Origin of the sequence: Paenibacillus sp. FSL R7-269, from assembly GCF_000517865.1 — a bacterium.
Taxonomy (GTDB): domain Bacteria; phylum Bacillota; class Bacilli; order Paenibacillales; family Paenibacillaceae; genus Paenibacillus_AQ.
This window is the reverse complement of the sequence record NZ_ASPS01000025.1, coordinates 85,348-98,521: the sequence shown is the minus strand read 5'-3', so window position 1 is coordinate 98,521 and position 13,174 is coordinate 85,348. Positions and strand designations below refer to the sequence as shown.

At 53.0% G+C, this 13,174-nt stretch carries 9 protein-coding genes and 1 other annotated feature; of the genes, 2 read left to right on the top strand and 7 right to left on the bottom strand.

Annotated elements, in window-relative coordinates; all coding sequences use genetic code 11:
* Window positions 1–385: 385 nt before the first annotated feature.
* From C162_RS12990 to C162_RS12980, 3 genes are all read right to left on the bottom strand, one after another.
* Window positions 386–1,693: an Nramp family divalent metal transporter gene (locus C162_RS12990; protein ID WP_036694885.1), complete on the bottom strand. Its 1,308-nt coding sequence runs from the start codon at window positions 1,691–1,693 to the stop codon at window positions 386–388.
* 584 nt (window positions 1,694–2,277) lie between these two features.
* The gene (locus tag C162_RS12985; RefSeq protein ID WP_036694884.1) at window positions 2,278–3,981 is read right to left on the bottom strand and encodes a glutamine--tRNA ligase/YqeY domain fusion protein; all 1,704 of its coding nucleotides are present in this window, start codon (window positions 3,979–3,981) and stop codon (window positions 2,278–2,280) included.
* 82 nt (window positions 3,982–4,063) lie between these two features.
* Window positions 4,064–4,327, bottom strand: a binding site (T-box leader).
* A 72-nt stretch (window positions 4,328–4,399) separates the two neighbouring features.
* Window positions 4,400–5,968: a tetratricopeptide repeat protein gene (locus tag C162_RS12980; RefSeq protein ID WP_036694883.1), complete on the bottom strand. Its 1,569-nt coding sequence runs from the start codon at window positions 5,966–5,968 to the stop codon at window positions 4,400–4,402.
* A 116-nt stretch (window positions 5,969–6,084) separates the two neighbouring features.
* Here C162_RS12980 and C162_RS12975 point away from each other — a divergent pair, with 116 nt between their 5' ends.
* Window positions 6,085–7,281 (top strand): oxalate decarboxylase family bicupin, encoded by a 1,197-nt coding sequence (locus C162_RS12975; protein WP_156949624.1) that lies wholly within the window; start codon window positions 6,085–6,087, stop codon window positions 7,279–7,281.
* Window positions 7,282–7,386: 105 nt separating this feature from the next.
* Here C162_RS12975 and C162_RS12970 read toward each other — a convergent pair whose 3' ends face one another.
* Complete coding sequence (locus C162_RS12970; protein WP_036694881.1) at window positions 7,387–8,676, bottom strand: arsenic transporter; 1,290 nt, start codon at window positions 8,674–8,676, stop codon at window positions 7,387–7,389.
* Between the two features lie 811 nt (window positions 8,677–9,487).
* Here C162_RS12970 and C162_RS12965 point away from each other — a divergent pair.
* A complete protein-coding gene (locus tag C162_RS12965) occupies window positions 9,488–10,537 on the top strand; it encodes an LLM class flavin-dependent oxidoreductase (protein WP_036694939.1) in 1,050 nt (349 codons plus the stop codon).
* A 126-nt stretch (window positions 10,538–10,663) separates the two neighbouring features.
* Here the strand turns inward: C162_RS12965 and C162_RS12960 are convergent, their stop codons facing one another.
* The 3 genes from C162_RS12960 to C162_RS12950 all read right to left on the bottom strand — a co-directional run bounded on the left by C162_RS12960 (window position 10,664) and on the right by C162_RS12950 (window position 13,128).
* On the bottom strand, window positions 10,664–11,152 hold the full coding sequence (locus tag C162_RS12960; protein WP_036694880.1) for a cysteine hydrolase family protein: 489 nt from the start codon (window positions 11,150–11,152) through the stop codon (window positions 10,664–10,666).
* 148 nt (window positions 11,153–11,300) lie between these two features.
* The gene (locus C162_RS12955; RefSeq protein ID WP_036694879.1) at window positions 11,301–12,155 is read right to left on the bottom strand and encodes a carbohydrate ABC transporter permease; all 855 of its coding nucleotides are present in this window, start codon (window positions 12,153–12,155) and stop codon (window positions 11,301–11,303) included.
* A complete protein-coding gene (locus C162_RS12950; protein ID WP_036694878.1) occupies window positions 12,145–13,128 on the bottom strand; it encodes a carbohydrate ABC transporter permease in 984 nt (327 codons plus the stop codon). Before C162_RS12950 ends, C162_RS12955 begins: the two co-directional genes overlap by 11 nt.
* Between the last annotated feature and the right edge of the window lie 46 nt (window positions 13,129–13,174).

Below are 13,174 nucleotides of genomic sequence, written 5' to 3'. Positions count from 1 at the left end.
AATCATTCCGCCCGCTCCGCTGTTTAAGAGGGGGGGGGAGTTACAAACACAGATTCAAATGCACTTCTGCTCTTCATTTACGTTCGCCGCTATCTCTCGCCAATTCCGAGACTTTCCTCTCACGGATCGCTTGTATGGATCGCATTGTTGCACATTTTGCAGGATTCCTCTATAAATGTTACTGGCTACGCTAGATTGTTGCATCGTTTGCAGGAATTCTGGTGTTTAGGGCAAGTTAGCGCTGGCTTTGTTGCATTTGTTGCAGGATTTCAGCATCAGTCGCTTCTATGGGGCAGTATTGTTGCACTTCTTGCAGGATTTCTCGAAAAGGTTACTGGCTGTGAAGCATAGAGCCCATACTTCAGCATTCAATTCCATGCACAACTTACACAAACATCTCCACTATCAGGAACAGGTTCAGCGCGACCACCAGAGCGGAGATGATCCAGCCAAGGATGGTGGTGATCCGGTGGTTCACCAGCCCCTGCATGATCCGGCGGTCACTGGTGAAGATGACGAGCGGAATCAGGGCGAAGGCAATCCCGAAGGAAAGGACAACCTGGCTCATTACCAGTGCGCTGGTTGCGTTAACGCCTAAGGCGATGATGGCGAGCGGCGGAATAATAGTGATCGCCCGGCGGAGGTAGAGATTGATTTTTTTATTAATGAATCCCTGCATGACCACATCACCCGCCATTGTGCCCACCGACGAGCTGGACAGACCTGCGATCAGCAGGGCGAGGCCGAAGGAGATTGCCGTAACAGGCCCCGCCAGATTGCGGAACTGCTCGAAGGCGATATCCAAATCCTCGACCACCAGACCGTTCTTGAAGAACAGTGCGGCTGCTACAATGACCATAGCCATATTTACTGCACCGGCAATCAGCATAGCAATCAGAATGTCGATGAATTCCAGCCGGAAGATCTGCTTCTTCTCACGCTCATCAATTCCGATTACACGGCTCTGGGTCAGCGAAGAATGTAGATAGATTGCATGGGGCATGACCGTTGCACCGAGAATCCCCGCAGCCAGCAGCACGCTGTCCACACCTTCGAATCTGGGAGTAAACATTCCGGTAAGGATGCTGCCTGCATCCGGCTTAGCCATAATGACCTGGAATGCAAAAGCCAGCACAACAATCATCACCATACCGGCGATTCCGGCCTCAAGCGTGCGGTAACCGCGCCGCTGCAGCTCCAGAATGGCAAATGACCCTACAGCGGTAATCAATGCAGCCGGAAGCATCGGTATGCCGAACAGCAGATAGAGTCCGAGCGCTGCGCCGATGAATTCAGCAAGATCGGTGGCGATAATGACGATTTCACTCTGAATCCACAGGAAGATCGACACGCCCTTCGGGAATTGCTCCCGCGCGATCTCAGGCAGATTCTTGCCGGTAGCAATGCCTAGCTTGGCGGATAAGGATTGAATTAGTACGGCCATCAGATTCGAGGCGAAAATGACCCAGAGCAGCAGATACCCGTATTTCGAGCCTGCGGTAATATTAGTGGCGAAATTGCCGGGGTCCAGATAAGCTACGGAAGCTATAAATGCCGGGCCCAGAAAAGGAAGAAGTCTCTTCAGTCCTTTGACATCTCCGTTAAGCACCGATTGTGCCGAATGTTTGTTAGTATGAACTGTATGACCCTTTAGTATAGGGGATGATTCTACTGCGGTATTTTGCTCCATCATGTTCTGTCCTCCTCTTGCCCGGAAAAAGTTGTCTATATACACGAAAGTTTCCCTGGTGCAACATTCGATCTGGTTTTATTATAATCCTCAGAATGAGAATTGTAAATGTATTTTCACTGGGTTTTCATACGCTGCCTGGGCTATGCCCTACTCGCCTATCCTCCACCCATATTATGTAATCCACCCCTATAAAGTGAGGCTCATGCCTTATGTTATTACCCGCTCCTACAATCGGGTGGACTCCTCTGCTGGAGGTGATTGTACTTTGTGCAATTGATTACACAATAAATTGCGATATAACACACTCTGTTGTATTTCATACATTTGATTGCCGGTTTTTTGTTATCAAAGACCATTTTCCAATAATCTGCTGTATAAAATACAATAGAAGCTGTATTGGGGTCGATTTTAATGAAATCTAATGTACAAAGTGCAGGCAGCTTGGCAGACACATATGCAAATCAGCGATGCTCCTGTAACAGGGGCATCGCTGATTGTGTAACTTTTTAAGCTTTTAATAAATTGCCTTGGCGCAGCCAGTGCATACAGCGTTCGCAGAATGTGTGTGAGAGGTCTTGTATTTATTACGCTTCAGCGGATGTGGCCGTGTTGCCCCTCCAGGTATCCTTAAGCGGGACGATTCGGTTGAACACCAGCTTCTGAGCTGTGCTATGCCTGCTGTCGATGCAGAAATAGCCATGACGCAGGAACTGGTAGGTATCCCCGGGCTTAGGGTTACCCGCAAGCGGCTCCAGCAGGCAATCTGTAAGCAGGGTTACGGAACCCGGATTGATGTATTCCTCCCAGCTCTCGCCTTCCTCCTTCGGCCCGTTGTTATCCGTCAGCAGCTGCTCATACAGATATACGTCACTCTTCAGCGCATGAGCAGCCGAGACCCATTGCACGGTCCCCTTCACCTTCCGGCCGCTGAGTGTACCGCCGCTCTTGGTCTCCGGGTCGTAGGTGCACCGCAGTTCGAGGATGGCCCCCGTCTGCGCATCCTTAATCACCTCATGGCAGCGGATAATATAACCGCCCTTAAGCCGCACCTCGCCGCCTGGAACCAATCTGCGGAAGCCCTTCACAGGCACCTCCATGAAATCAGCCCGCTCGATATACAGCATACCGGAGAATGGTACCTCTCTTGAACCCAGCTCAGCATTCTCTGGGTTGTTAGGGATCGGAAGCAGCTCAGAGGCCCCGGCTGCGTAATTTGTAAGCACGACCTTCAGCGGGTCCAGCACAGCCATGACAGCCGGCACTTTGGCCTTAAGATCCTGTCTCAGGCAATGCTCCAGCAGCGAGAAATCCACCATGGCCGTATTCCGGACCATCCCGATCTCCCGGACGAAATCCCTGATGCTCTCCGGCGTGAATCCCCGTCTGCGCAGCCCGCTGAGCGTGGGCAGCCGCGGATCATCCCAGCCGTCCACATAGTTCCCGGCAACCAGCTCCCGGAGATACCGCTTGCTAGTGACCACTCCCGTCAGGTTCACCCGGCCGAATTCCCTTTGCCTCGGGGCTTCCGGGATCTCCAGCTCCCGCAGCACCCACTCATACAGCGGCCGGTGATCCTTGAACTCGATCGAGCACAGCGAATGTGTCACCCCTTCCAGCGCATCCTGAATCGGATGGGCGAAGTCATACATGGGATAGATGCACCAGGCATTGCCTGTACGGTAATGCCCTGCATGAATAATCCGGTACAGCACCGGATCTCGCAGATTCATGTTCGGCGAAGCCATGTCGATCCGCGCCCGCAGCACTTTGGCACCGCTCGGATATTCCCCCTTGCGCATCGCCCGGAACAGCCGCAGATTCTCCTCCGGCGTGCGGCTGCGGTAAGGACTGTCCTGCCCTGGCCCGGTTAAGCTCCCCCGGTAAGCTGTCACCTCCGCTGCCGTCAGATCACAGACATAGGCTTTGCCTTTCAGAATGAGCGTCTCTGCCCTGCGGTAGATCTCCTCCGAATAATCGGAGCCGTAGTAGATGTGCTCCCCGGGACTGCAGCCTAGCCATTCAAGATCACGGATGATCGCCTCCACGTATTCCTTATCCTCTTTGAGCGGGTTGGTATCATCGAAGCGCAGGTGGAAGCATCCGCCATATTTACGGGCGATCCCCACATTCGTGTGGATGGCAAAAGCACTCCCGATATGCAGATAGCCATTGGGCTCCGGTGGAAACCGGGTGCAGATCTCCCGGCTGAAGGCTCCCGCCTCCACATCTTCTCTAATGAGCCTATCCATATAATTCTCCGGCAGAGCCGGTCCATTATTCTCTGTCATTCCAATCTCCTCCTGTTCATGGGTGGTACGCCGCTTTTATCTGGATACAACAAAAAAGAACCTCACCTCCAAGACCGTAAGTCTTGGGGACGAAATTCTCGCGGTACCACCCCAGGTTTATTAATATGTCACCATATTAATCTCATCAAGTACGGCGCTGCCGTCCGGCAGGGCTTATACTCTAGCTCTATAACAGGAGCTCCTGTCGTACCATCCCCGGCTGCTGCCTGGTTCCGGTAAGCCGCTCAGAGGCTTGTTTCCATTCAGTCCTCCCTGCTCCTTCACACCAGCCGGAGCTCTCTGTGAGGGAAGAACCTGAATGTACTCTTCTCATCATCGCGTTTAAATTATTGGATACAGAATATCAAATCTCACGCCGGGTGTAAAGTACTTACGCCGGGCTGCCGGGAGCAGCATCCTAAGCGTCTGCCGGGTCCAGGCTCAATGCAGCCAGCAGCTCCAGCGCTTCCTCATGCTCCGGCTCGATCAGCAGGGACCTGCGCGTATAATCCAGCGCCGCTTCATCATCCTCCTGCTCATAGCTGCAGATTGCCAGGCAGTACAGCACGGTAATTACCGGCTCCTCCCTACTTGTCGCAAGCGAATGCTCCAGGAAACGGCGGGATTCCCCGTACTGCTCCATCTCGAACAGCAGCAGGCCGCAGTCCAGCGCCAGATCATACTTTTGCGGCATCGGGTAGAAGCCCCGCCACATCCGGTCGATCCCCCGCTGAAGGTCCAGCAGCTCCTCGTCGCTGGCATCCGGCAGCAGCGCTGAGATGCGCTCGGCGCTCTGAATGAACAGTTCCGCGTCATATCCCCCCAGCCGCCAGAAGGCCAGGATCTGCTGCATGCCGATGGTGTCGTAATTCTTGTCGATCCACACCTTCAGGCTGAAGAAATCATCCGGCCCGAACCGCTCGACAAACCGCCGGTAGGCCAGCCGGGTATGCGGATGCAGCATCGGCTCCTCCAGCATCAGGATGCAGCCCACATTGAGATTCTTGTAATGATGCTGCGTGAACTGGGACAGTGCGCCCTTCCGTTCAAAATAATGCACCAGCGCATGATAATTCGCCGTAAGCGAGATGCTGCCGTGGTGAATCAGCTTCGGCGGCTCGGCGAACTCCCAGTTCTCCAGCCGGTGGTCTCCCTTATCGGCAGTGAGCAGCAGGAAGCTTCCCCGGGAGAGTGCCCCCAGACGCTCCATGCAGGACAGGGCTGCCTCCGGGAACAGCACATGTGAATCCTCCAGCTTGTCCAGATAGAACGAGATCACTTCATGATAAGGATACGAGCTGTCTTCATAGCCCGCTGCATGCTTGTAATGGTATTCCGGCACCAGATCACGAAGCACCTCGGACGGCCCCATCGTAGCAGACTGCTCAGGATATTTCAGCGAGACCTCACATTCATAGATCTTGCCTTCATCCACATAGAGCAGCTCCTGCGGGATACTGTCGAAGAAGTAGTTGGCGATCACCATCAGCGGCTGCCCCAGCTCCCCGGGCTTAATCACCAATCCGCTCTGCGTTAAGGAGAGCTCCGTATCCCGGACCGCATCAAAGCGGGCAAAGTCAAGCATTCCCTGCTCTACAAAAGGCTTCAGCCCCTCATGCTGCTGCCAGCCCTCAATGTTCTTCCAGGGCAAATCGCTCATCACGTAACGGAACGGCGGCAGCAGCACGCCTGCATACTTGATCAGCTCACACAGCTGCTGGAGCACATGGAACGCCAGACGCCCCACTCCTGCACCCAGTTCCAGCACCACTACCGTCTCTGTAGTGAATCCCTTCTGCGCACGGTCCTGAAGAAAGCCGAAGATGATCTCCGCATACGCCGTTCCAATCATCGGATTGCTTGTAATATACTGCGGAACCTGGTCATTGGCCCAAGCCTGGAGACCCAGCTGTTCATAATAGGTGCGCTGCAATTCCCATATAGGCGCTTCGCTGAAGCGGTAGCGTTCTTGTCCACTTAATGTCATTGGTTCTAACCCTGCTCTCTGATTATCGTACGGATCTTTGTCCGGTAGTCAAATATTATCACATTTGCGCATATATTTTCTTGAAATGCTGTGCGTTCCAGAAAGGAGCCTATATGATGAATCCTGAGCATCCCCGTTCTCCAGGCCAGCCCGTCATTCCCCAGCCCATACGCAGTGACGGTGCAGGCAATATCGACCTGGGTCCACGTGACGTCATGCGCGACCGGGAGAATCCCGACATGTTCCTTCCTCCGGTCACGGACAACGGGCTGATCCCGAACCTGAAGTTCTCATTCTCTGACGCCCATATGCAGCTGAATCATGGCGGCTGGTCCCGTGAGGTGACGGTCAGGGAGTTGCCGGTAGCCACTACGCTTGCGGGCGTGAATATGAGCCTGACGCCGGGCGGCGTACGTGAGCTGCACTGGCATCAGCAGGCGGAATGGTCCTACATGCTGCTGGGCAGCGCAAGGATTACAGCAGTGGACCAGAATGGCCGCAACTTCATTGCCGATGTCGGTCCCGGCGATCTGTGGTATTTCCCTCCAGGCATCCCGCATTCCATTCAGGGTCTGGCTGAGGGATGTGAATTCCTGCTTGTGTTCGACGACGGAGGCTTCTCGGATCTGAACACCCTGTCCATCTCCGACTGGTTCGCCCATACGCCGCGCGAAGTCCTGTCCGCGAATTTCGGTGTACCTGAATCCGCATTCGCCTATCTTCCCACGGAGCAGGTGTACATCTATCAGGATCAGGTGCCCGGTCCAATTGCGAGCCAGCGGATCGAATCGCCTTACGGGGAGATTCCGCTGAGCTTCAAGCATCGGCTGATGGCCCAGCCGCCGCTCAAGACTCCGGGAGGCAGTGTGCGGATAGTCGACTCCAGCAATTTCCCCATCTCCCGGAATATCGCCGCGGCGCTGGTAGAGATTGAGCCTGGGGCGATGCGGGAGCTGCACTGGCATCCGAACAACGACGAGTGGCAGTATTACCTCAGCGGCCAAGGACGAATGACCGTCTTCGGAGGCAACGGCGATGCGCGTACCTTCAATGTAAGAGCCGGGGATGTCGGCTACGTGCCTTTTGCACAGGGGCATTATGTTCAGAATACCGGCACAGAGACGCTCTGGTTCCTGGAAATGTTCCGCAGTGACCGTTTCGCCGACGTCTCCCTCAACCAATGGATGGCGCTCACGCCCCATGAGCTGGTCAGCAGCAATCTTCATGCCGGGCCGGAGCTGATGAACGCCCTGCGCAAGGTGAAATGGCCTGTTGTGAAGTACCCGGAGCAGGAACACGGAAAGAAGGAATGATCTGGCTTAGAATGTAAAAAAAGAGCGGTCAGACTAAGGTCTGGACCGCTCCTTGTATATTGTGACATGGGGTCGCGGCCCCTTGTTCGCTTATGCAGCTCCTGATCAGAGCCACCTCAGCTCCAGATATAGACCCAGTAACGTGATCAACAGTGTGGGAACGGTGAGGATAATGCCTATTTTGAAATAGGTGCCCCAGGAGATCTTCACACCCTTGCCGGACAGCACATGCAGCCACAGCAGGGTGGCCAGTGAACCGATCGGTGTAATCTTCGGACCCAGATCCGAACCGATAACATTGGCGTAGATCAGAGCCTCCTTCACCAGACCCGCGGCATGTGCGGTATCAATGGCCAGCGCCCCGATCAGCACCGTCGGCAGATTATTCATCACCGAGGAGAGCAGCGCGGCCAGGAAGCCCATCCCCATCGTGGCTGCGAACAGCCCGTGCTTCGCAATTCCGCCGATCATTTCTGCGAGCACATCCGTCAGTCCCGCATTACGCAGTCCATACACTACCACGTACATGCCAATGGAGAAGAAAACAATCGCCCAAGGCGCTCCCTTGACCACTTCCATCGTCTTCACGTAAGGACTTCTGCGGGCCATCAGCAGGAAACAGATTGCGATTACTCCTGCTACCACGGATACCGGAATGTCCAGGAATTCACTGACGAAATATCCGCCTACCAGAAGCGCGAGTACGAACCAGGATAGCCGGAACATCCGCTGGTCCTTGATAGCATCGCCCGGAAGCTTCATGCCAGCGGTGTCATACTCCTTCGGGATACTGCGGCGGAAATACAGATATAAGACCAGAATGCTTGCTCCAAGCGAGAACAAGGTCGGTAGCCACATATGTCCTGCATACTGCATGAAGGTGATACCAAAGAAATCGGCGGATACAATATTAACCAGATTGCTGACGGTCAGCGGCAGCGAGGTGGTATCGGCAATGAAGCCGCTGGCGATAATAAAAGGAAAGACTTTGCGCTCGTCAAGATTCAGCGCCCGGACCATCGCCAGCACAATCGGTGTCAGAATCAGCGCTGCCCCGTCATTGGCGAACAGCATCGCCACGACTGCACCCAGCACGATCACATAGATGAACATCAGCGTGCCGTTGCCGCGTGCCGCCGCCGCCATATGCAGCGCCGCCCACTCGAAGAAGCCGACACGATCGAGAATTAAGGATATTAGAATAATCGCTACGAAGGCAAGCGTTGCATTCCATACAATCAGCGTCACATCACGAACATCGCCGAAGCTGACCACTCCTGCCGCAAGCGCGAGAATCGCCCCGCCGCAGGCGGACCAGCCAATCGATAAATTCCGCGGCTGCCAGATCACAAAAACTAAAGTCACAACAAAAATCAGGCAGGCTATTACAACCATAATTCAGCCCCCCATTTGATCTGCAGCATTCCCCGATGCACTCCTTACAGTAGATATAAATATAAGCCAATTTATATATACTAAAGCAGCCTCATCCGAAGTACAAGATAAAAATAGCTGGAAGGTTCACCTGCGTAGCACTAGGCTGTTCAGCAGCATTGCCACCCCGCCCAGCTGGCGTCTGCTGCAATAATATTTATATGCTTAAGTACTAAGTGTATGTATGAATACATAGGCTGGATTATGGGGAACGAAGCAGCTTCTTGGAGAGGAGATGCAGGTCCAGAAGAGCCATCCTTGTTACGGGATTGGAGGTTCGGACTACCATGAGTACAGACCAGCTCATCGCACTGCTCGTTCTTGTTATTATGATTGTACAGCTTGCCGTCAAGAAAGATAAATCCTGACGACAGCAGGCCGCCAAAGAGGCCGGGGCAACCCGGTCTCTTTGGCGTAGGAAGATGCGCAGACCGCAGGTACCTACCTAATGTAATCGGTTTTTCGATTACATTTCGCCTACACGCTGCACCCGGTCCAATTGTAATCGGTTTTTCGATTACATTTTGCCTACGCGCCGCATCCGGTCCAATTGTAATCGGTTTTTCGATTACATTTCGCCTACGCGCCGCGTCCGGTCCAATTGTAATCGGTTTTTCGATTACATTGGTGCGTCCTGCTAATTAAGGAGTCTTCCGTATATAATAATAAATATTACTCATTTCACTTACTAAAGTTGAGAAACATTAAAAAGTATAGTAGAATGATGACATGAAGAAAGGGGCGGATCATTATGGCCGAGGATAAGAGAATCATGGAAATTGGGATAAGCACGTTTTTGGAGACAACACCTGACCCGGTGACAGGGCAGACGATCAGCCATGCAGAACGGCTGCGGGAAGCTGTTGAGGAGATTGTGCTCGCTGACCAAGTGGGCCTGGACGTATATGGAATAGGCGAGCATCACCGTAAGGATTATGCAGGGAGTGCCCCGGCTGTAATCCTCGCCGCAGCGGCAGCGACTACCAAGCGGATTAGACTGACCAGTGCGGTCAGCGTCTTGTCTTCAGATGACCCGGTGCGGGTCTACCAGGATTTCGCTACGCTGGACGGCCTCTCGAACGGCCGGGCAGAGATTATGGCCGGACGCGGTTCGTTCACTGAGTCCTTCCCGCTGTTCGGTTACAGTCTGGAGGATTACGATGAATTGTTCGAGGAGAATTTGGAGCTGCTGCTGGCGATCCGCGCCTCCGAGAAGGTCACCTGGCGCGGCGGGCACCGTCCGGCGATTCACAATCTTCCGGTCTATCCCCGCGCTGTTCAGGACCCGCTTCCGGTCTGGATCGCCAGCGGCGGCAATCCCGAATCTGCCGTGCGGGCCGGAACATTGGGTCTGCCAATTGCCTTCGCCATTATCGGCGGAATGCCGGAGCGGTTCGCTCCGCTGGTGAACCTGTACAAGGAAGCCGCAGCACGCGCGGGGCATAATCCCGACAAGCTGCAGATTGCCACACACTCCCATGGCTTCGTAGGTGAAACTAATGAACAGGCCGCGGCTTTGTTCTACCCGTCTACCCAAGCCCAGATGAATGTCATCGGACGCGAACGCGGCTGGGGCGGCACGTATAACCGCGCAGCCTTCGATGATGCCCGCAGCTTACGCGGCGCCCTCTATGTCGGCGATGCTGAATACGTGGCCGAGAAGCTCATCCTGCTGCGCAAGAATCTCGGCGTGACACGGTTCTTCCTGCATGTGAATGTCGGCTACATGCCGCACCGCGAGGTCCTGCGTGCCATTGAGCTGCTGGGCACCAAGGTGGCCCCTATCGTGCATGCGGAGTTAGCCCGTACTGAGGGTAAATAACTGCACGCAAGCACAGCACAGCATACCAAAAACACCTCAAGGCCCATTCGGCGCCGGAGGTGTTTTTGCTCACATCATCTCAAGCTTCCTAGCATATCTTCGCAATCATCCGTCGTTCCTTCCCAGCTAAGATTGCACCAGGGCCTGAATCACAGGATACGAAATCAAATTCCGGTCTCGGTAAGCCGCCGTAATTACATCCTTGTGCGTGCTTAGAATCCCATTCTGCAACAGCACCGCCTTAATTCCCCTCTCGGCAGCACCATTATAGGTGAACAGAACACAATGCTCTGCGGCATATCCAGAGAGGATCAGCAGATCAATTTCCTGCTCCCGCACAAGCTTTTCCAGATCCGTCTTCCAAAAGGCATTCGAGTATTCCTTCTTCACGTTGAAATCCGTCTCCTGAACCTCAACTCCGGGGATGATCGCGAACTTCGCTTCCTCCGCCGGCTCCATGCCCTCAATGTCCTGAATATGAATGACGGCATGCCCCTTGGCGCGCAGCAATCCCGAGACAAAATTGATATACTCACAGGCGCGGTCAATCTTCTTCTGCTCTACCTCGCTCACATGGACCTCTTGCAGATCAATAATTAATAATCCGATTTTCAATCTGCTACCCCCTATCCGTTGATCCTTCAACCTTACCCGATGCCGGATGTTCATTCAACCGGCCGCACACAAAAAACTGCAGTAGAATGATCCACCGGAATGGGCCTTCTCTGCAGTATGGTTTGTCTTCACAGCAATCCTGATCCGGTTATTCTTTGACTCCGCCCAGTGCTACACCTGCGATAATATAACGGGACAGCAGGAAGTAGACTACGAACAGCGGTAATGCGGTCAGCGCCAGCCCCATATAAATCGAGCCGAATGAGGTCTTGTATATATCCCCTCGGAGCAAGCTGACCATGATCGGCATCGTATACTTCTCCTTCTGAGTAAGGAGGATTAACGGCATGAACAAGTTGTTCCAGTTGCCCACGAAGGCGAAGATTGCCTGCGTCGCGACTGCCGGAACCATCAGCGGCAAGATAATGCGGTTAAAGGTTTTGAACTCGCCCGAACCGTCCACACGTGCTGCTTCCACGATCTCTATAGATAGCGTGGCCAGCAGATACTGGCGCATAAAGAACACTACCGCCGGCGCAGCAATTGCAGGAAGAATCAGCGGAAGGAAGCTGTTGGTCCAATGTATTTTATACATGAACTGATAGAAACCAATGGCACTTGCCTGAGAGGGAATCATCATTACACACAAAATAAAGGTAAAGAATGCCCCGCGCAGCCTCCAGCTATAAGTCACTAAACCGTACGCCGCAAGGGATGAGAAATAGACAGTCAGGAGAGTGGCCGAAGCCGAAATAATAAATGAATTCATGAACCCCTGAATCGGATCGAAGCTCTTTTCGAGCAGCACCCGCAGGTTGTCCATCATATGGGATGAAGGCAATAGTGAGAGACCGCCTTGGATTTGTGCTGAAGAGCGGGTGGCGTTTACAAACATGATCCAAAACGGTAAAATGCTGAGCACCGCCAGGCTGATACAAACGATATAGATAATCGTTTTATTGATCGTCCGGGTGACATTTCCGTCTTTTTGTTTATTGTCCATGTACTACGCCCCCCTTTTGGCTGCTCTTGTTGGATTTCCGATGCATTTTTTCGATTTTTTTGAGTCTTGCCGCGTCACGGTCACGCATTAGATAGAACACAAATGCAGACAATATCCCTGAAATCAAGAACATAATCATACTCGCAGCAGCAGCGCGGTTGTATAAATAGCTTCCTTTAAAGGCTTGCCCATAAATGAACATGGACGTGGTAAGCGTAGAGTCATCCGGTCCGCCTGCAAGGAAGAGCTGCGGAATATCAAACATAGTCAAGCCACCGACCATCGATGTAATCAGCGTAAATAACAGAATGGTACGTAAACTTGGCAGCGTGATCCGGAAGAACGTCTGAACTCCGTTTGCACCGTCAATCGCCGCAGACTCGAAGAGCGCAGGATTGATACCCATAACACCTGCGATAAGGATGATCATGGTGTTTCCGTACCACATCCAGAACTGGATGAATGCCACAATGCCCCGCGCTACCGTCTTATCCTGAAGGAAGAAGATTGGAGCGTCGGACCAGCCCATCATTTGAAAAAAGCTGTTTACCGGACCCATCGGATAGCCAAACAAAGTGCTGAATAGCAAGGCGATTGTACCCGCAGTAATAACATTTGGCATGTACAGCAGAACCTTGAAAAAGCCTTGTCCCTTAATTTTAAGACGCTGGTTAGTGAACCATGCAGTGAGTAAGAGTGCAAGAAGGATCTGGGGAACGAAGTTAAGGAACCAGAGCAACCCGGTGTTAATCAGAGATTTCCGGAAGGAGGCATTACTAAGGATCAAATCTTTGAAATTCTGAAAAGGATTATCCAAAATATGTATGGGTTTTGGTATTAATCCCTGCAAATCAGTGAACCCGATGAATGCGGTGTACAAAATCGGATAGAGTGAGAAGATCAGAAATGCCAAAACAAACGGAAACGTAAAAATATAGCCAAATTTAGAGTAGTTCACACCTTTGCGGCGCATGCTCTCACCCCTTTAGTTGATATGAAGGGGCGGGATGACTCCCCGC